This window comes from Enterococcus sp. MMGLQ5-1, assembly GCF_013155265.1.
Classification (GTDB): domain Bacteria; phylum Bacillota; class Bacilli; order Lactobacillales; family Streptococcaceae; genus MMGLQ5-1.
In genome coordinates, this window is record NZ_JABJXU010000017.1 from 1 (window position 1) to 20,060 (window position 20,060).

Consider the following 20,060-nt stretch of genomic DNA (forward strand, 5'->3'; position numbering starts at 1 on the left):
TCCTTTGGCTGATAAGCTGTTTCTGTCTCTGCTTGACGCCAGCCAGTAAAGACATGACCCTCACGGGTTGGTGTTTTATTTGAAATGAGATAATCATCGCCTAGATAGACCGTCGCTGTCGCGGGTAAGTTCTCTATCTCGTCTGTCGTGCCCGCTTGGTAGCTGACACTATAGGCTGCCTGCCATTGTGCTGTCAACGTCACATCTGCTGTCACGTTTTCAAGCCTGTCATTTGGTTGATAAGTTGTCTCTCCAGCCTGCCAGCCGGTAAACCGATAGCCAGCTCGGCTAGGCGCGTTAGCTGAGATAGAATAGTCATCACCGTCTAAGACGGTTTCGTTTTCTGGCAGTTCAATTGCTTCATCATCTGCGCCACTCGCATAGCTGACGGTATGAACTGCCCGCCATTGCGCTGTCAAGACTGTATCACGAGTGATCGATGAAATCGTTTCGTCCGCTTGATAAACCGTTTTTGCCGCGTCATCCGCCTGCCAACCAGTAAAGACATAGCCTGCACCACTGTCTGGCTGACCGCTTGAAATCTGATAGGACTGACCTGATACGAGAGCACACCCTTCAGGTAAACCAGTTGTCGCGCGAGTCGTCCCCTTTTCATAACGAATGGTCACACCATTCTCTAAATAATCCGAGGCAAAGGCACCGATGTCCTGATTTTCACGCACCAAACCAAAGTAATCCCTTAGCGTATCCTGATCCTGAACACCTTTTTTCGCCAGCTGAGCTGCAACAGGGAGTGAATAGCCATTACTAGCATTATTCATGATGTACTGATAGTAAGGTAAGACATATTGACTGACTGGTTGAACATTAGCTACAGACTCGGGTGTTCCAGTGCCATCAGGATTTCCGACAGCTAGCAGGGCGTTGATATGTGGATAAATTTGACTATTAACCCCAACAGCTGCTGGTTGTGCCACCTGAGTTGAGCTTGGAGGCAAGCCGCCATCACTTGTCCCAACCGTGCGCATTGTCCTAAAGGCGCTGTTGACAAGCTGCGAGCTCAAGGCTGGATCCGTCTCATAAAGTGCTTGATCCACCGCAATATCAGTTATGCTTTGATTTGTATAATGACTATAAACGATTGACTGACCATTAGCGCAAAGATAGTATCTAAAGATTTGAGCTGCCATGCTCGGCGCATTACCACTATTACTGCTGAGTGGTGAGGCTGGCAAATCTGGAAGATACATTGGGTAGAAACTAGCAAAGCTACCGCTAAATCCAGAATTCCAACCACTAGCAATAGCCCCATTAATCATCGAAAATATCTGTGGATACTGTGTTGAGTAGACGGCTGTATTTTTCAATAAGCCGCCTGCCAAGTAGACATTATCACCATGTGGCGCAAAGTTATTGGCAATCGTTGAGTGCTTGACCTCGGAGGCTTCATTTAAAAGGATGCCACCACCTCGCCCCTTGGTATAATCCGCCTCAATTTTCCAAGCACGAAAATTGCTAGCCTCGGCATTCCACTTTAAACCGAGTGCATAGTTACCGCTGATGACGGTATTTAAGATTTTAGTGGGATTATTCCTTTGCTTAGAGAGCGGCTGTGAGCCTGTTGCAATCCCACCGCCGTCCTCAAAGGCAACATTACCTGTGATGAGCGAGCGATTAATCACCGTGCTGCCAGCGGTCAGCACCCCGCCACCCGTCGTTTCAGAATAGTTACCAACGACCTTCGTATCCTCCATTACTGAGCCATCGTTTAAAAAGATACCACCCCCACAGGTATAACGATTGATAAAGGCACGTGCCTCATAGTTATTTCGGATAATACTTTTTTTAATCGTCCCGTTCCAAAGATAGACACCGCCGCCACCCTTGGCGAGATTGTGCCCTGCAATTTCCTCTGAAATTGTCCAAAAGCCCCACTCACTCTTAGTGACATTGGTTGGGAGCATCGTTGCCACGTAGCCCTTTTGAATGACAACCCCTTCAACTGTCGCCTTGACTGGCTCAACCTGTGAAAGGACACGCGTCCCATAGGTCGTTCGTGCGCTATGAGAGGGACTGCTGCTACCACTGCTCCAGCTGTATACTGGATTAGCGTTTACTGGTGAAGCATTGCTCGGATTGGTATAGGGGAAAGTCCCTATTTCACTGGTCAGCATACTAGACACCTGACCCGTGAAGATGGTCTGCGGATTATCCCCGCCATCCAAGCGACCGTGTAGGCTCATGCCCTGTGTAGGATCATTGATCAAGCTATCCGCCACGGGGGCTAAGATAATCCCATCCCAAATGGTAGTGGTAAAGCCGTTCGCATAGCCAGTATATAGATAGGGCTTGCCATGCACCTGAAACTCACCTGAGCCGACATAGACATTTTTCGCGCCTGCACGATGCGCAAGGATAATCCCGTATTGGATATCACTATCACCGGCGTAGGCATTTTCCCAGCTTGAGCCATCCTTTTTGCCGGCACCAGCTACCGTGATATAAAAATCATCCGTCACACCGGAAATCTGCCAATTACGTGCTTCGCCAGCTGACTCATAGGCGCCAAGGTCAGGCTTTACACCCTGTAAGCGTGAAGCACCATTTGCATCTAAGCCAATCTGTGGATAGTAGCAATCAACCCCTTGGTCGACCAGCTGCTCAGCTTTTGGCGTGAAGTCAAAAGTCAAGGCTTCATTGGAAGAACCATCTGGATTGCGGTAGCCGGTTGTTTTTGCTGGTACCTGCTTAAACCATTGATGCACATTTTCCTGATTGCTATTGGGTTCATAGTTGACCAATCCAGCACCGTCTGTCGCAAAAGCTGGCGGATAATATTCATTATACCTACCACCAGTTGCATAGTTTAGATTAGTAGGGTTTCGCCAAGAACCTGCTAGCTGACTTTCATCAGCACTATATGTTCCATCGTACACTCGGACTGCTTTGGAGCGATAGCTGCTGGTTTCTTCAGTCACATCAGCCAAGGTCAGTAGAATATTATTTTGCAACAGCAAATCGCCGCCAAGCGAAATAAAGTTATGCTGAGTATTGTTATTAGCAATTGTACTATTCGTGAAGCGTGAAAAGCCATTAGCAGCAACCGCTGTATAGTCACCAACATGATAGCTTAGCTTTTGCTTAAACCAGGTAGTATAGCCCCATTTACCATAAATATCCGGACCCTCATACTGATAATTATAGCCATTATAGGCAATCAGTGAATTGCTAACCCCACCACCATCAACTGACACAATCGGACTAGGAAAGCTTTTAAAGCATGAAATGCCGATCTCATAATAAGAACCGTAACCATATCTACCGCCATTCCTTAAATCATGAATCCCAAAATTATCGGTCACAAGGTAGTCAGCCATCCAATTTTTTACAATTTTAACCCGATTGATTGAGCCATTAATTGAAATTGCTGATGCTTGCTCTGGCAGCAATTCGTTGTAATAATCAAACGAGGCACTTGATAGTGCTGCTAGCTTTTTATCGCGTGTTAGACTTTGAAAGCCCATAAAGTGCTGAAGTGTTACTCCCTCGAGCATTGCATAGGGATTATCCATATGGAGCTGATGATTAAAGGCCGTCGTTGAAAAGTCGCTGTCAAAGGCTGCTTCAAAGGCTGTAATCATTTTAGTGCGATTCGTGTTGAAATAGTCTTGCTTGCGCTCATAGACCAAGGATTGACGAATATCAAAGGGCGTTTCACCCTTTAAACCAATCTCCTTGTAATTAGGATAATCTGGGGCCTCTACTGGTAAGTTACTATTTTGATCCGAATCGTCAGCTTCTCCTTGATAGTTCTCAGGCAGGTCGAGTAGGTCACGCCGTACCCACTGCCACAGCTTTGCCCCACGTTCTGTTTCAGTCTCTGGGTATTTGGTCAGTGCCATCGGAAGCAGGTGAATCAGCCAGTCGCGATCAATCGTCTCACCATCACCTGCCAGCGCTTGAGCGATCAGATAGAGATGCGCCTGCCAGACCTCATCATCAACACTTGCTGTTTCTGCTTTTGCGCCACCATCAATAATCACCTCATCCGCTGTCAAGCCAGCCTTTGCCCGAATCAAGACCGGTGTTTTAATTGCTAATGATTCGGACAAAGTATAGGTACCGCTAGCTAGCTCGATAATATGTCTTGTTTTATATTTTTCATAAATTTTATTTAAATCGCCACCCTCTTCAGTCGCCTCGACCTTGACAATATCCGTCACCACATCATAGGCATAGCTGATTTGTGGCTTGACTAATAACGTGCCAAAGAACAGCACTGCTACCAGCCAGCCCATAATAAATGCACTTTTTTGAATCAATTTCTTTTCCATTTTTACGCCTCTTTTCTCATTTTACGCTTAACATGTTATTTATATCCCCTTGAAATGTTAATTCTATTTGATGTCTAACCGTCGTCAGCTGTCATCAAAAAATGAAATTGAGGCAAAAATAAATTGGTGCGTTTTATTTGCTTCAACAAATAAGTCTGCTGCGGCCAAGAGCCAAGAGCGAAGCACGACTTGACGCTGAAAAGCAAGCTTTTCGACTTCCTGACTAACTGGCTCACATAATTGTAAAACTCCGTTTGAGTGCGATTGCACTCGCTCACTGCGTTCGCACAATGATGTAAGACAAAACTTAACGCTACGCTGAAAAGCAAGCCTTTCGACTTCGCTTTTAATTTTTGCTCTGCTCTGCTCTGCTCTGCTCTGCTCTGCTCTGCTCTGCTCTGCTCTGCTCTGCTCTGCTCTGCTCTGCTCTGCTCTGCTCTGCTCTGCTCTGCTCTGCTCTGCTCTGCTCTGCTCTGCTCTGGATTATAAGCATTTTCACCTCCAACACAATACTAATTATATTAAATTTTAGTTAATTTATTATAACCTAATTTTAATTTTAAGTGAAGTGAAAATATTGGATAAGAAAGCCAACGAATCTAGCAATCCTAACGTGAATTTGGCATTGTTTCTGCGAAACAATACCGGATTCACACAAATTCTAAGAAATTTTGACGGTTTATCCAATTTTTCCGAGAGCGTTGGCACAAAAAGCCCTCAGAAATTAGCGTACTGCAAACTTCTGAGGGTTAGTCTATTTTATTGATTATAATTAAATTATTTTTTGACCTTTAAGCCTTTGAAAGCCTTTAAAAGTGCTTCGTTATCCTTAGTTTGACGCAGCATTTGATTAAACTGCTCTGTGTACTCTAAAGAATTACCTTGCATCGTATTTCTTAATTTCCATGTTTCTTCAAGCTGCTCGGCTGTCATTAAAAGCTCTTCACGGCGGGTACCTGATTTTTTAATATCAATCGCAGGGAAGATACGGCGCTCAGCCAATTCACGTGAAAGATGTAGCTCCATGTTACCTGTCCCTTTGAACTCTTCGTAAATGACATCATCCATTCTTGAGCCTGTATCGACCAAGGTCGTTGCTAAAATTGTTAATGAGCCACCTTCTTCGACATTTCTGGCGGCACCAAAGAATTTTTTAGGCTTGAAAAAGCTGGCTGGATCAATCCCACCAGAAAGTGTCCGACCACTTGGCGGAATCACTAAATTATAGGCACGGGCAAGACGGGTAATCGAATCCATCAAAATCACGACATCGCGCTTATCCTCTACCAAGCGCATCGCACGCTCTAATACAAGCTCTGCAACACGAACGTGATGCATTGGCTCACGGTCAAAGGTACTAGAAACAACCTCACCTTTGATTGAACGTTCAAGGTCCGTTACCTCCTCAGGCCGTTCATCAATGAGTAAGACAATTAATTCAGCCTCTGGATAATTTTCTGATATACCGTTTGCAACTTCCTTAATAATCGAGGTTTTACCAGCCTTTGGCGGTGCAACAATCAAGCCACGCTGGCCAAAGCCAACCGGCGCAAATAAGTCAAGCATTCGGGTTGAGAGTCGCCCAGCCGTTGTTTCCAATTTGATTTGTCTTTCGGGATAGAGGGCAGTTAGAGCAGGAAAATGCGGTCTTTCTTTGGCATCCTCAGGATTTTTACCATTGACTGCCTCGACCTGCATTAGACCGTAATTTTTCTCACGACCCTTTGGTGGTCTCACCTTACCTGAGACCAAATCCCCCTCACGTAGTCCAAATCTGGTGATTTGTGAATTAGAGACATAGACATCCTCTTCGCTTTGCGAATAATTAATTGGCCGCAATAGACCAAAAACTTCCGTTCGACTGGTTTCTCGGTCACGTGTTGTGATTAGGTCCAAAACACCATCCATCACGAAAAAGCCTTGAATTTCTGCCTGTGCACGCAAGACGGCTAAGGACAGCTCTTTTTTATTCATTTTGCTGTAATTAGTTATTTTAAACTTTTTCGCATATTCATAAATCACTTTTAAAGTTGAATGCTCTAATTCGCTCATTGTTAAAAAATCGTTTGCCATTCATTCTCCTGTAAAGTTATTAATAATAACTTTTGATTATTTTAATCAAAATCTTCCTTACTTAATTCAGCTACTCGTCACTATCGACAATTTTTATATCAGCACCAAGCCCTTGCAATTTTTCGATAATATCACTATAACCACGTAAAATAAATTCAATATTATGAATCGTGGTTGTACCTTCAGCGAATAAGCCGGCCACCACTAAACAAGCACCTGCTCTTAAGTCTGTTGCTGTCACATCGGTCCCATGTAGATGATTATCGCCTTCGAGATAAATCGTGTTTCCCTTAACTTCGATTTTTGCACCCATTCTAGCAAGCTCAGGCACATGGTTAACTCTTTTTTCATAAATTGAATCTTTGATTTTACCATAGCCAACTGCCTTAAGCATTAATGGTGTAATTGGCTGTTGCAGGTCAGTTGCAAAGCCGGGATATTGATAGGTTTTAATATCAATCATCTTAAGTGAACGACTTGGATTCACAAAAATTGAATCCTCACTGATCGTCATTTCAACGCCCATTTCCTCTAGCTTAGCAATAAAGCTTTCTAGGTGCTCGTAAATAACGTTATCAATTTTAATGCCATCGCCTTGACCTGCAGCCAAAGCAATATATGTTCCCGCCTCAATGCGATCGGGAATGACCATATGCCGAGTCCCCTTTAGGTGCTCAACGCCTTCAATCCGAATTTCATTAGTACCTGCACCACGGATTTTAGCCCCCATATTATTTAATAAGGTTGCCACATCAATAATTTCAGGCTCTCTCGCTGCATTTTCAATAATTGTTTTGCCCTTGGCCTTCACTGCGGCTAGCATCACATTAATCGTTGCACCAACTGAAACCAAATCCATAAAAATATAGGTACCCTTTAGACCGTTTTGATTGGCCTTTAAATGCATTGCGCCATCTTCATATTCAACCTTGGCACCAAGCGCCTCAAAGCCTTTAATATGCAAATCAATTGGTCGTGGACCCAAATCGCAGCCACCGGGCAAGCCAACGCGTGCTTCACCAAAGCGCCCCAAAAGACTCCCCATAAAATAATATGAGGCCCGTAAGGAATTAATTTTACCATAAGGCATTGGCATTGATTTAATATGACGTGGATCAATCTCCAAGCTGTCACCGTCTTGCTTAATTTTTGCACCCATCATTAGCATGATATCCTTCAAGCTTTCAACATCAGAAATGTCGGGTACACCCTCTAAAATAACTGGTTCTTCCGCTAAAATAATCGCAGGAATTAATGCCACAACTGAATTTTTTGCACCACTAATTGTTACTTCGCCCTTTAGACGCTTACCACCATTGATTACAATTTTTCGCATGATATTCACTCACTTTTATTTTCTTTATAAATTCATAATTAATTAACTATGTTTCGCTAGGTTTCTAGGAAAATGATTATTCATAGCCTACCGTTAATAAGCTAGCTTATCACCCAAAAGCAGAACATATCATACTATTCTAACATAAAATTGTCATTTAAAATATATTTTTACAAAGACAAAATAAAAAAAGGCTCGGACAAATTCGTCCTAAGCCTCACTTGATAAATATTCCTCCCAAGCCTGATCAAAGATTGATAGGCTCTTTAGATAATCTACATGATCTTCAAAATAGCGACTGACCTGATTAAAATCAGTTGATTGCTTTGGAAAGGCATCATCATAGAACATCGCATCTGCCAGCTCATCAATCGGTGATTGAACTTTCGCAACACGTTTGGTCATCATATAATGGTAAAAGCTACGTCTCATCCCAGTTCTCCTTTAAAAAACGATGACGAGTCTGACTGGAAAGCTGATATCGCAATCGATCCCGTTTATAAAAATCTTGGTGATAGTCTTCAGCTGGCCAAAAGGCAGAGGCGGGCTCAATGGTCGTCACAATAGGCTTTGAAAATCTACCTGAGCGCGCTAAGGCTGCTTTGCTTTTTTCGGCAATCAATCTTTGCGCTTCATTTTTATAAAAAATAACAGGACGATAATTATCACCACGATCCTCAAACTGTCCAAGCGCATCCGTTGGATCTGTCTGCTGCCAGTATATTTCGACTAATTTTTCATAAGGAAAAATTGCGGGATCATAGGTGATTTCAACAGCCTCAGTATGCCCCGTTGTATGTGTCAGCACCTGCTCGTATGTTGGATGCGCTACGTGACCACCAGTATAGCCACTGACCACACTTTCAATGCCTGCCAAGCTATCAAATGGCTTAACCATACACCAAAAACAGCCGCCTGCGAAAATTGCTTTTTCCATGCCAAACCTCCTTAACTTCATCAATTATTTATAATACTATATGACTATGAATCATTTTTCGTTTTATCAATTTCCTCAAGCTCTTTAATTAATTCAGATTTAACCTGAGCATATTTTTCTTCTTCCTCATCATAATGACCAATCACCGCAGCATCACTCATTTCATCAATATTAGCAAATATTTCAATGTGATTTTTCAAATTTCTAAAGGTCATCGGTGCATCACCACCGTACTCACCATCAATATTAATCATCATTCGCTCAGCTTCAAGTAGCTTAACCTTTACTTTGCTAGTTTTGACATAAATAATTCGTTTATCATAAATATGCTTGCCTGTGTTCATTAAAGCGACTAAATGTAAAATTTCAAACACATTAGCAGTTTTAACAATAATTAATGAAAAATTGCCATCATCAAGTGTCGCATCGGGTACAATTTTTTCAAAGCCACCAACCGAATTAGTCAAAGCCACAAAAAACATGGAAGCATAGCCCTCAAAAATGCCATCATCATAGGTAATCTTCATCTTAACTGGCTTGATTCTCGGTAATATCTCAGCACCCTTTGCCAAATAGGCTAAATAGCCAAAGGCAGTTTTAAGCTCGCTAGAAACATCATAGGTTAATTCAGTCAAAGCACCACCGGCTGCGATATTAATAAAATAGTTATCTGCCGCTTTACCGATATCCATCTTGATCGTTTGCTTTTTCTTGATGAGCTGAATCGCCTCAACTGGATTATTTCTTGGAATCATCAGGGCCCTAGCGTAGTCATTCGTTGTTCCACCGGGAATAATCGCCATTTTAGGTCGACGTCTCAATGGTGCAATACCATTAACTACCTCATTGATTGTACCATCACCACCAGCCACGACTAATAGTTCAAAGCCCGCTCTTGCGCAACGATAAGCCTCATTTTTTGCTGAATCTACCTCTGGAGTTGTCGCAAAAGCACTTGCTTCATAGCCCTCTGATTCTAAAATATTTAGGATATCCGGTAAATTTTTTTTCATTTGCTCTTTACCAGACTTTGGATTGTAAATTACTCTAGCCTTTGCCATTTATCCCCTCCTAGCTTCAAGGGCTGCCAACAATAATTCGGTTACCTTTTCAGGATTCGCCTGTCCCTTAGTCGCCTTCATGATTTGACCCATTAAGGCTTTAATAGCGCGGTCCTTTCCTGCCAAATAATCGGTCACAGATGATTCGTTATTTACTAAAACCTGATTAATAAACGGCATTAGCTCAGCCTCAGAGGATAACTGTTTTAAGCCCTTAGCCTCAATCACCTCAATCACCGATTGATTGGTTTGAATCACTTCGATAAAGACTTTTTTTGCCATCTTAGATGAAATTGTACCGTCACTAATCGCAATAACTAAGTCATGTAATTTTTCAGCAGTTAATTTTGTTTCTGAAAGCTCAGCTCTTTGAGCGTTTAAATATTGACTCACCTCACCCATTAGCCAATTTGCTGCCTGCTTGGCATCTGTTTTAAGTGCAACAGTCGCTTCAAATAAGTCTGACATCTCTTTGGTTAAGGTTAGCACATGAGCATCATAGGCCGTGATACCTAATTTTTCAATATAATACTGACGACGTGCCTTAGGTAATTTAGGTAATTGACGAGCCACTGTTTCAATCCATTGATCCGAGATATTAAAAACAGGTAAATCCGGCTCTGGAAAATAACGGTAATCAGAGGAACCTTCCTTGACCCGCATCAAGATGGTGTGACCTGTTGCTTCATCATAGCGTCTCGTTTCCTGCTGAATTTCGCCACCACTGCGTAAAACTTTCGCCTGGCGTTCAATTTCATATTGTAGACCCTTTTTAACAAAGCTAAAGGAATTAAGATTTTTAAGCTCCGTCTTAACCCCAAAGGCCTCTTGACCATAAGGACGCAACGAAATATTGGCATCCACCCGCATTGAGCCTTCCTCCATCTTCACATCTGAAATCCCAGTATAAAGCACAATCTGCTTTAGCGCCTCCAAATAGGCATAGGCCTCTTCTGGTGAGCGCATATCAGCTTCAGAAACGATTTCAATTAGTGGTACACCCTGACGATTCAAATCGACATAAGAATAACCGTTCGTGCCATGCGTATTTTTCCCAGCATCCTCTTCTAAGTGTGCCCGTTCAATCCGAATTTCTTTAGTTGCACCATCTGGTAGCTCAATTTCAATCCGCCCATTATAGCCAATAGGCTCGTCAAATTGTGAGATTTGGTAAGCCTTAGGATTATCTGGGTAAAAATAATTTTTACGGTCAAAATGCATCTTCTGATGGATTGACATATTTAAAGCCTTAGCTAAGATAATACCATCCTCAATCACCTGACGATTAATAACAGGTAGCATTCCCGGAAAGCCCCAATCAATAATATTGGTCGACTCATTAGGCTGATTGCCAAAATGTGCTGGAGCAGGTGAAAAAATTTTAGAATTAGTCTTTAATTCAACGTGGACCTCTAGTCCGATTACTGTTTCAAAGTTCATTTATGCAACCCTCTTCATCTATTTGCCTAGTTTTTCTAATAGTTCAGCCTCATTAATAACCTGTATGCCAAGTGACTCTGCCTTCGTTAGCTTACTGCCTGCCTCTTCACCAGCGACGACTAAATCCGTTTTTTTAGAAACAGATCCTGTCACCTGCGCACCGAGCGACTCCAGAATTGATTTTAAATCATTACGCGAATAATGCTCTAATTTACCGGTTAAAACAATTGTTTGACCTGAAAATTCTGAATCGGATGCTGGCTTTTTACCAAGATATTCAAAGTTTAAACCACAGCTCTTAAGCTGGTTTATCAGCAATTTAACCTGTTCATTTTTAAAATAGGTCGTCAGGCTTTCAGCAATTGCCTGACCTAAGCCAGCAATTTCAGCGACTGAATCATAATCAGCCTGCATCACGCTTTCTAAGCTCCCAAAATGTTCGGCTAATAGCTTCGCAACCTTGGCGCCGACATGACGAATACCCAAGCCAAAAATTAATTTTTCAACAGAATTTTTCTTCGACGCCTCAATTGCCGTTAAAAGATTATTCGCTGACTTTTCCTTGATTTTATCCAAATTAATTAAGTCATCAAATTTAAGCTGATATAAATCCGCAACATCCTTGATTAGCTGATTTTTATACAATTGTTCAATCACACGTGGTCCTAAACCTGCAATGTTCATCGCATTACGTGAAACAAAGTGAGCAAGCTGTTCCTTTAGCTGCGCCTGACACATTGGATTGATACAGCGCAAAGCGACCTCATCGTCTAAGTGAATCAATGGCGATTGGCAGACAGGACAAAGGGCTGGGATTTCTAATGCTTGACTATCAGCTGGTCTTTTCGCTAAAACCACATGGCTGATGGCTGGAATAATGTCACCAGCTTTATATAAAATAACTGTATCATGTATGCGAATATCCTTCGCTTTTATATTATCTACATTGTGCAGGGTGGCACGTGCAACCGTTGTGCCTGCGATTTGAACTGGCTTTAAATTTGCCGTTGGTGTCACGACACCTGTTCTGCCAACCGGCCAATCTATAGATTGAACGACTGCTTCAACTTCTTCAGCCGGAAATTTATAGGCGGTTGCCCAACGAGGCGCTTTAACCGTAAAGCCCATTTCTGATTGGATGGCAAATTGATTGACTTTAATCACAATGCCATCAATTTCATAAGGTAGCTGATGGCGCTTTTCCGACATTGCTTCAATAAAAGTCCATACCTCATCAATTGTTTCACAAACCTGATAATCATGATTAATGGAAAAGCCAAGTTTATCAAGCCTTTCAAGCGTTTCGGACTGGGTAGCTGCAATATTTTCACCAGCCACCTGATACATAAAAGTCGCCAGATTCCGTTTTGCAGTAACCTTAGTATCTAATTGTCTTAATGAGCCAGCGGCCGCATTTCGTGGATTGGCGAAGGTCGCTAAGCCTTCATTTTGGCGTCCCTCATTTAATTTAATGAAGGACTGCTTTGGCATATATGCCTCGCCACGTACTTCAATATCAAGTGGCTCAGCAATTGATAGGGGCATATTTTGAATCGTTTTTAAATTTTCAGTAATATTTTCACCGACTGTACCATCGCCACGAGTCGCACCTAATAAAAATTTGCCTGATTGATAGCGCAAGGACACCGAAAGCCCATCAATTTTTAGTTCGCAAATATAATTAAAGGTCTGATTCGTTAATTTTCTAATTCGTGAATCAAAGGTATATAATGCCTCTTTTGAAAATACATCAGAGAGCGAATAAAGTGGTATCTCATGGACTACCTTTTCAAATCCTGCTAAAACAACCCCGCCAACACGCTTCGTTGGTGAGCTAGCTAAAACGAATTCAGGAAATTTTTTTTCTAGCTGCGTCAATTCTTGATATCGTCGATCATATTCGGCATCGCTAATTGATGGCTGATCTAATACATAATACGCCTTAGCATACTGATTAAGCTCAGCCACTAATTCAGCGATTCTTTCTTTTTCTGTCATATCACACCTCAAAATTCATTTTAACAAAAAACTAAGGCTTATTGTCAATTTCTCGGCTATTCCTTTAAAAAATTATAAATAATCATTAGCAAAAAATATCACCATATAATAAAATATGATGATTAATTGATTTATTCTACTTTTTGATAGACAATGGCATTCGTTGTGCCAAGCAGTCCTTTTTTGGCTGTAAAAACAAATTTAAGCTGCTTTTTAGCTAGCTTGATAAATTTATACTTCCCGCCGGCTGAATCTTGATAGACAAAAGCAGTTTCACTATTTTGATTTAAACGAGTTAACTTCACACTCGTCCCATCTGTTTGAAAATTAATTTGATTATTATTTAATATTTCAATTTGAAAAGGTTGACCATCTTCAGCCGCCTTGGCCTGCCAGCTACCCGATAGCCAATCCGTTTCATGATTACCCTGCAGATTTTTCATTAAAAGGCCTCCTGAAATAAGTACAATTAACACTAAACCAGCTATCACCAAAAATTGCTTCAACTTTCACACCTCACTTTTACTATTATATATAAAATAACAAAAAAGTCCCACAGTGTAAATTCGAGCTTCTTTTAGTTCAACATGAATATCCCGATCTTTCCGAGAAAGATTGGGATATTTACAAGAAAGCGGTTGGCTACATCCATAATCAGCAAGGATAGCAGCTGCATTTTGGTACATAATAAATAAAAAATTATTTTTTCACCTTATTAATCACAACCTTTGAAATTTCCATTAAAATCGTCGCAATTAACGCTAAGCCAAATGAAATTAAAAACTGAGACCAGCCAAAGCTTGCGGGTACTGAAAAAATTGGTCTAATAAATGGCAATAAGGTAAAGCCATACAGCAGGCCACAAAATAGCAACGCATATAAAACAGCCTTATTAGTAAAGAAGCCGGCAGAAATTGCCGTCTGGCTATTTGAGCGTGCTGGTAGAATTTGCAAGGTTCTAGCCAAGATTAAGGTTGAAAAAGACATCGCAACGCCCATTGCCTCTGAATGCTGCATGCCAATCCATTGTGCCATAATCACGACCGCGCCAATTAAAATACCACGGTAAGTCACCGAAATTAAGGTTGAGCCTGAAAAAATACCTGCTTTAGGATTACGAGGCTTACGCGCCATAATATTGGGCTCTGCCTTTTCATTACCTAAGGCGATTGCTGGCACTGAATCATTAGCTAAATTAATAAATAATAATTGTAACGCCGTAAATGAATTCGTCCAATCCATTAATAGAGCAAAAATAATCGTAATAATCGCACCCAGGTTACCTGCAAATAAATAGGAAACCGATTTTTTAATGTTGTCATAAACATTACGACCAACACCGATTGCTTTAACAATTGAAGCAAAGTTGTCATCGGTTAAAACCATCGCCGAAGCATCCTTAGCAACCTCCGTACCGGTACCCATCGCAATGCCGATATTAGCCTGCTTTAAAGCTGGGGCATCGTTGACCCCATCACCAGTCATCGCCGAGATATGACCTTTTTCTTGCCAAGCCTTGACAATCCTAATTTTGTTTTCTGGTGAAACCCTTGCATAAACGGAAACATTGGCCAAAGTTGCATTCAGCTCCGCTTCTGACAAATTGTCCAGCTCTGCGCCAGTTAGTGCCAAATCGCCTTTTTCATATAAACCAATTTGTTCAGCGATTGCCCGTGCCGTTGTTTTGTGGTCACCTGTAATCATAATTGGTTTAATACCCGCACTTTTTGCCTGCTTAATTGCTTCATAAACTTCTTCACGTGGGGGATCAATCATTGCTAATAAGCCAATAAATATCAGATCATTTTCAGTATCAAAATCAATCCCTTGACTATTTATTGGTCGATAGGCAAATGCTAAAACACGCAGAGCGCGATTGGAAAAGGCTTCATTTTTCTCACGAAGTGCTGCCAAATCTTCGTCTGTCATTTGTCGAACGCCATCGTTAGTCAAGATTTGATTACTGCGATTGAAAACCACATCTGGCGCCCCTTTAACTAATAAGACTAGCTCGTTATCAATTTCATGAACTGTCGACATCAGCTTACGTTTTGAATCAAAGGGTAGCTCATTAAGGCGCGGATAGGTTTGGCGTAGCTGAGCAGCTTCAATTTGCTTTTGGCTACCAAAATCAATCAGGGCGATTTCTGTTGGATCACCAATTTTTTTGCCCGCCTCATTAATTGCTGCATCATTGGCCAAAACAGCCGATCGTAATAACCATTTTTCTTGATTAGTCAAATCTGACGTTTTAAATGAATGGTCATTATTAGGTAAATAAGCATCGACCACTGTCATTTTATTCTGTGTTAAGGTACCTGTTTTATCTGTACAAATGATACTAGTGGAGCCTAAGGTTTCAACTGCCGAGAGCTTACGAACAATCGCATGTGCCTTAGTCATTTGCTTAGTTCCTAGAGAAAGTACAATTGTAACAATTGACTGAAGTGCTTCAGGGATTGCTGCTACAGCGACCGCAATAGCAAACATAAAAGCATTGATAATGCTTGGCCAAACATCAGCTGGCGCTTCAAAAAAGATTCTGGCTAATTGAATTACAAATATTAAAACTGAAAGCCCTAAAACAGCTAAGCCGAGCTTTTGTGAAAAACGATTTAAATTTTGTTGAAGTGGTGTCGCTTGATTATCGGCATTTTCCAATAAATCAGCGACCTTTCCGATTTCCGTCGTTGTGCCCGTATTCGTTACGAGAAGCTTCCCTCTACCGTAAACAACCAAGGTACCGCTGAATGCCATATTAATTCGATCACCAACAGGTACTACTTCACCAATTGTTTTAAGATCCTTTTCAGCGGGTACTGATTCACCAGTTAATGCCCCTTCATCTATTTTTAAGCTACTTTCTTCAATCAAACGGCCATCAGCTGGCACAAAATCGCCTGCATCTAAGAGAATAACATCTCCGACCACAACCTCACGGGCTGGAATCGAAAGGTTCTCTTGATTCCGCAAGACCTTTGCATTAGGCGAAGATAGCTTTTTTAAAGCATCCAAAGAATTTTCAGCCTTTTTAGTCTGAATTACACTAACGACTGAATTTAATAATAAAACGGCTAAAATAACAACGGACTCAACTACTGACCCCATTAGCATTTGGATAACAGCAACGATTAATAAGACAATCACCATTGCATCCTTAAAGGTTTCTAAAAATAATTGCCAAGTTGGCACTTTCTTTTTAGCCTTAAGCTCATTATAGCCATCAAGTTCAAGCTTGTTCTCAGCCTCTTTTGTTGTTAATCCATCAGAAGACGCCCCTAACTGTTGATATAATTCTTCTAAATCCTGTTGATAATATGCCTTTTTTTGCATAAACGCCTCCTTAATTTTTCATACATCTCTTAGGATATGAAAAAGACCTAAGGCAACTAATAGTCAAAGCACTACTAATTACCTTAGGTCTTACCGTTTAATATAATACCAGAAAATTGCAAGCAATTAACAGGTTTCAGTCACATAACTAGCCGCGACTAATTGTTGATATTATCGTAGCCTATCGCTACCGGTTACTCCCCTAAGAGATATAAATAATATATTATACTATGAGACTAGGTGCGTCAACTTTAAAAATCGAAAAAGATTATATTTAAAATATAAATAATCTTAAAAAACTAAGTCGTCACTGAATAATATCAGAATATTGCATTAATAATCCAATCATTTATTCTTCAGCTTAAAATGTCCAATTTCGTCAGCGACATCATTTGCCACATCCACCTGAAAGACCTTAATTTCATATACTGAGCTTGTATCCAAGGCGCTTAAATCAATCCAGATACTAATCTGAGTTTGATCATCAACTTGTTTGCTAATCATATCACTTCCAGCAACCTCAACGCCGTTTTTATAAGCCTTAACATCGATACTTGGAAATTCTAATTCATCATTAATGGTTGGAATATTGAACTTAACAGAGGTTTGCAAGGCATCACCCTTCGTTTTAATATCGCTAATTTGATTGACATCGAATATTTCAGTGTTTGCCACCTGAGTCAAGATTGGATTGTCAATCTGATATTGCCAATCACCTTGATAAACCAAGGCATTTGGGACTGAATAATAATTTATATTATTATTTTCAGCATCATTTTTTGCCCGTTCAAGCTCAGCTTGATCGACCCATGCTAATTGATAGATGTGTAGTATTAATTTTGCATTATCAGGAATTGTTTCATTAATAAAGTTTGCAATAACAGTGCCGTAAAAGTACCCATTTTTAACCTCATAAGTTGATTTTAAAGATACGCCACCAAATAAATTCTCGTCGTTACCCTCTGCAAATAAACCAAGCTGAATATCTTGCCATTTAACATCTGCCGCACTCATTTTATCCAAGAGCTCCTTTAATTTTTTATCCTCAATTTTAAACTGATAATCAAAGGCAAACTTTTTCTTTGTTGCAACAAACTTAGTCAGCTTAATTTCTTGTCCATTCTGAGTGCTGACTAAATCCATTTGATCGGCAATCCCTTGGTCTTCAATCGTTGCGACACCGGAATCACGACTAATCCCAAAAGCATTTTCAATCGCCGCGCTAACTGGATTTTTGGTAATTAATATTAATAAAATCGAAGCAGCAATTGCCAAGGTAATAATTAGCTTACCAATTTTTCTTGATTTTTTAGATGGTTTTTCTTGTAAAACTTGCCCTTGTATAATCTTTGCTCGCCCTTCAGTTATTTTTCCCAAAACCTTTTCAGGTATTTTCACTTCTTCTTTTAAAGCCTGTAAGACCTTCTTATCCATTATCTCACTCCCTCAATAATAATTTTAATTTAGCCCGACCTCGTGCTAAGCGCGTTTTGACCGTATTTTCAGAAAGCTGCAATTGCTCGGCAATTTCTTGAATCTTAAAGCCAGCATAATAATGCAAAACAAGTGGTATTCGATAGATTTCTGATAAATAATTTAATGCCTGTGTTAAATCATTTTCATCATCATGATAAGAAGTCGTACCGGCAAATTGTTCCTCAAATTCAACTGAAGCCTCTCTTTTCTTCAGAATATCCTTTGCTAAATTGAGCATAATTGAAAAAAACCAAGTATTGAAGCTTGCCTCATTCCTGAGCTGACTAATTTTTTGCCACGCTTTTATTTCGGTTTCTTGCAGGCAATCTGCAACATCATGATTGTTCAATAATATTTTATATGCCGAATTATAGATAACCTCTTGATAGCTTTCACATAATTCAATAAACGCCGTTGTATCTCCTTGCTTTGCTTTTTTTACTAATCTAATTTGCTGTCTCTTCTCCATACATCTCCCTCTTTCACTGACACACCTATTAGACATCATTTTTTAATAAAAGGTTTCAAGCTAAATTAAATTTTTTGTCACGCTATCACTATTATATCTAATCAATAAAATATTTTATTATCTTTAAATTATTTTATTATCGCAAAATGATAGAATATAATATAAATGAATTATAATTAAATTGATGCTATTAACTACTTAGGAAACTTTCTTATGAATTTATTTTTTGGACTATTAGGTATTGGCATTTTTGTGATCCGTATTTTAATATTAATTTTTAACCTTTTAAAACGTAAAAGAAAATGAAGACAATAATATTAGTCCTTTTATTTTAGGGGCGCCTTTTTTGTAATTGGACTTTTACTGCCAAATCCCAAGAACAAATGAAGCTACAAGCAAAGCAAAGATAGCACAGCACTCGGTTGATACTGAAGCTTCTAACACAGGAATAGCTGCTAATAATTTAGAGGGAGCAACTCAAGGTGAGGGTGAAAGCATAGCCTCTGAAGCTGAAACCAGCACGAAGGAGACTAACGATGATGAAACCAGGGCTATTTGAAAAGGTTATCGAATCAACAATTGTCAATCTTAATCAAGAATGGTAAAGCCTTGCTTTAAGAGCAGTCCAGCAATACAGTACCTCACATAGTGATGTGATAATTGAATAATTATTTAGCTATCTCAAATGAGCCGATTTTACAACTGAAGAAGCCAATTGTGGTGCTATTAATTTTATACCCCAAGAACAGTAGTGATAGAGCCTTAACACGATTAGATAAAATCAAAATAGTAGCAAAATTTTTGTCGTTTTGAACAGTATTTAATAATTATTAGCAATTAAACATAGCCTAAATGAAAAACAAAAAAAGCCTCGCATTGCGAAGCTTTAATAACCTATCATTGATTTTCGTTGACTAATTGATCAGCCTTTTGTTTTAGAGTAGACACTTCATCCTGAGCTTTTTTTAATTTTTCAGCATAGTCAGCAATCGTTTGATCCTTTTGGGCTAACTCATTTGATTGTTGATTATACTTATTTTGTAAATCATTTAATTTTGAATTAGTTTCGCTCAATTGATTGTTAATGTTACTAATCTCTTGCTGTTTACCATCAACCTCTTTTTGCTTTTCGGCAACCTTCACATTACCTTCTTCAATTTTTTGCTGAATTTCAACAACCTTTTGTTGAATCTCTTGTTGTTTGCCTGCAATCTCTCCAGTTTTTGAATCTAATTGATTATTTAAGCTTTGAATTTGACTTTCATAGCTTGAGACTGAATTTTTATAGGTATCAACACTTTGGTTTGCAATGCTCAAATTATTTTGAGCAGTTGTTAATGAATTATTCAAATCAGTAATTTGTGCTTTTTTAGTTTTAATATTGCTTGAGAGCGTCTCTAATGATTTTGAAATAGACTGAACGTCACTTTCACCACCCCAAAAAACACTACCTCCAGCATATACAGAAATGGTACCCACTAATAATGCAAATACAGCTACTAATAAAAATCCGCCAACCATTAATTTATTCTTTTTCATTCTTCCTCCAAAATTTTCTGACTATTGTATATTACACTAATTATTAGTAAGTGTAAACATAATTACTTAATTAAATTTATAAGAAAATAATAATGTATGGCTA

15 protein-coding genes are annotated in these 20,060 nt (G+C 39.9%); 1 reads left to right on the forward strand and 14 read right to left on the reverse strand.

Annotated elements, in window-relative coordinates:
* From HOY35_RS12210 to HOY35_RS12270, 13 genes are all read right to left on the reverse strand, one after another.
* Positions 1–4,295, reverse strand: a 4,295-nt coding sequence (locus HOY35_RS12210) for an InlB B-repeat-containing protein (RefSeq protein WP_172214550.1), incomplete at its 3' end; no start/stop codon positions are given.
* Between the two features lie 346 nt (positions 4,296–4,641).
* Entirely contained in the window at positions 4,642–4,788 is a 147-nt protein-coding gene (locus HOY35_RS12215) for a hypothetical protein (RefSeq protein ID WP_172285848.1), read from the reverse strand.
* 284 nt (positions 4,789–5,072) lie between these two features.
* Entirely contained in the window at positions 5,073–6,368 is a 1,296-nt protein-coding gene (gene rho, locus HOY35_RS12220; protein ID WP_172214338.1) for a transcription termination factor Rho, read from the reverse strand.
* Positions 6,369–6,438: 70 nt separating this feature from the next.
* Positions 6,439–7,704, reverse strand: coding sequence for a UDP-N-acetylglucosamine 1-carboxyvinyltransferase (locus HOY35_RS12225; protein WP_172214340.1), 1,266 nt, complete (start codon positions 7,702–7,704; stop codon positions 6,439–6,441).
* A gap of 210 nt (positions 7,705–7,914) precedes the next feature.
* Positions 7,915–8,136, reverse strand: coding sequence for a YozE family protein (locus HOY35_RS12230; RefSeq protein WP_172214342.1), 222 nt, complete (start codon positions 8,134–8,136; stop codon positions 7,915–7,917).
* The gene (gene msrA, locus HOY35_RS12235) at positions 8,126–8,641 is read right to left on the reverse strand and encodes a peptide-methionine (S)-S-oxide reductase MsrA (RefSeq protein ID WP_172214344.1); all 516 of its coding nucleotides are present in this window, start codon (positions 8,639–8,641) and stop codon (positions 8,126–8,128) included. The genes HOY35_RS12230 and msrA overlap by 11 nt, the downstream gene beginning before the upstream one ends.
* 44 nt (positions 8,642–8,685) lie before the next feature.
* Positions 8,686–9,702, reverse strand: coding sequence for a diacylglycerol kinase (locus tag HOY35_RS12240; RefSeq protein WP_172214346.1), 1,017 nt, complete (start codon positions 9,700–9,702; stop codon positions 8,686–8,688).
* Positions 9,703–11,142: an Asp-tRNA(Asn)/Glu-tRNA(Gln) amidotransferase subunit GatB gene (gene gatB, locus HOY35_RS12245; RefSeq protein ID WP_172214348.1), complete on the reverse strand. Its 1,440-nt coding sequence runs from the start codon at positions 11,140–11,142 to the stop codon at positions 9,703–9,705. It abuts the gene before it with no gap.
* Positions 11,143–11,160: 18 nt separating this feature from the next.
* Positions 11,161–13,140, reverse strand: a complete 1,980-nt coding sequence (ligA, locus tag HOY35_RS12250) for an NAD-dependent DNA ligase LigA (protein WP_172214350.1) — start codon at positions 13,138–13,140, stop codon at positions 11,161–11,163.
* Positions 13,141–13,271: 131 nt separating this feature from the next.
* Entirely contained in the window at positions 13,272–13,583 is a 312-nt protein-coding gene (locus tag HOY35_RS12255) for a hypothetical protein (protein ID WP_172214352.1), read from the reverse strand.
* Between the two features lie 256 nt (positions 13,584–13,839).
* On the reverse strand, positions 13,840–16,473 hold the full coding sequence (locus HOY35_RS12260) for a cation-translocating P-type ATPase (protein ID WP_172214354.1): 2,634 nt from the start codon (positions 16,471–16,473) through the stop codon (positions 13,840–13,842).
* 345 nt (positions 16,474–16,818) lie between these two features.
* On the reverse strand, positions 16,819–17,907 hold the full coding sequence (locus HOY35_RS12265; protein ID WP_172214356.1) for a DUF4179 domain-containing protein: 1,089 nt from the start codon (positions 17,905–17,907) through the stop codon (positions 16,819–16,821).
* A 4-nt stretch (positions 17,908–17,911) separates the two neighbouring features.
* Positions 17,912–18,418: an RNA polymerase sigma factor gene (locus HOY35_RS12270; protein ID WP_172214358.1), complete on the reverse strand. Its 507-nt coding sequence runs from the start codon at positions 18,416–18,418 to the stop codon at positions 17,912–17,914.
* Between the two features lie 352 nt (positions 18,419–18,770).
* Between HOY35_RS12270 and HOY35_RS12275 the strand changes: the two genes are divergently transcribed.
* Positions 18,771–18,977 (forward strand): hypothetical protein, encoded by a 207-nt coding sequence (locus tag HOY35_RS12275; RefSeq protein ID WP_172214360.1) that lies wholly within the window; start codon positions 18,771–18,773, stop codon positions 18,975–18,977.
* A gap of 338 nt (positions 18,978–19,315) precedes the next feature.
* Here the strand turns inward: HOY35_RS12275 and HOY35_RS12280 are convergent, their stop codons facing one another.
* Positions 19,316–19,957 carry a hypothetical protein gene (locus HOY35_RS12280; RefSeq protein WP_172214362.1) on the reverse strand — a complete coding sequence of 214 codons (642 nt, stop codon included), beginning with the start codon at positions 19,955–19,957 and terminating at the stop codon, positions 19,316–19,318.
* Positions 19,958–20,060: the final 103 nt, after the last annotated feature.

Coding starts and splice junctions, on each gene's coding strand:
- HOY35_RS12215 (WP_172285848.1), bottom strand. CDS start 4,788: ATGCTTATAATCCAGAGCAGAGCAGAGCAGAGCAGAGCAGAGCAGAGC.
- rho (WP_172214338.1), bottom strand. CDS start 6,368: ATGGCAAACGATTTTTTAACAATGAGCGAATTAGAGCATTCAACTTTA.
- HOY35_RS12225 (WP_172214340.1), bottom strand. CDS start 7,704: ATGCGAAAAATTGTAATCAATGGTGGTAAGCGTCTAAAGGGCGAAGTA.
- HOY35_RS12230 (WP_172214342.1), bottom strand. CDS start 8,136: ATGAGACGTAGCTTTTACCATTATATGATGACCAAACGTGTTGCGAAA.
- msrA (WP_172214344.1), bottom strand. CDS start 8,641: ATGGAAAAAGCAATTTTCGCAGGCGGCTGTTTTTGGTGTATGGTTAAG.
- HOY35_RS12240 (WP_172214346.1), bottom strand. CDS start 9,702: ATGGCAAAGGCTAGAGTAATTTACAATCCAAAGTCTGGTAAAGAGCAA.
- gatB (WP_172214348.1), bottom strand. CDS start 11,142: ATGAACTTTGAAACAGTAATCGGACTAGAGGTCCACGTTGAATTAAAG.
- ligA (WP_172214350.1), bottom strand. CDS start 13,140: ATGACAGAAAAAGAAAGAATCGCTGAATTAGTGGCTGAGCTTAATCAG.
- HOY35_RS12255 (WP_172214352.1), bottom strand. CDS start 13,583: ATGAAAAATCTGCAGGGTAATCATGAAACGGATTGGCTATCGGGTAGC.
- HOY35_RS12260 (WP_172214354.1), bottom strand. CDS start 16,473: ATGCAAAAAAAGGCATATTATCAACAGGATTTAGAAGAATTATATCAA.
- HOY35_RS12265 (WP_172214356.1), bottom strand. CDS start 17,907: ATGGATAAGAAGGTCTTACAGGCTTTAAAAGAAGAAGTGAAAATACCT.
- HOY35_RS12270 (WP_172214358.1), bottom strand. CDS start 18,418: ATGGAGAAGAGACAGCAAATTAGATTAGTAAAAAAAGCAAAGCAAGGA.
- HOY35_RS12280 (WP_172214362.1), bottom strand. CDS start 19,957: ATGAAAAAGAATAAATTAATGGTTGGCGGATTTTTATTAGTAGCTGTA.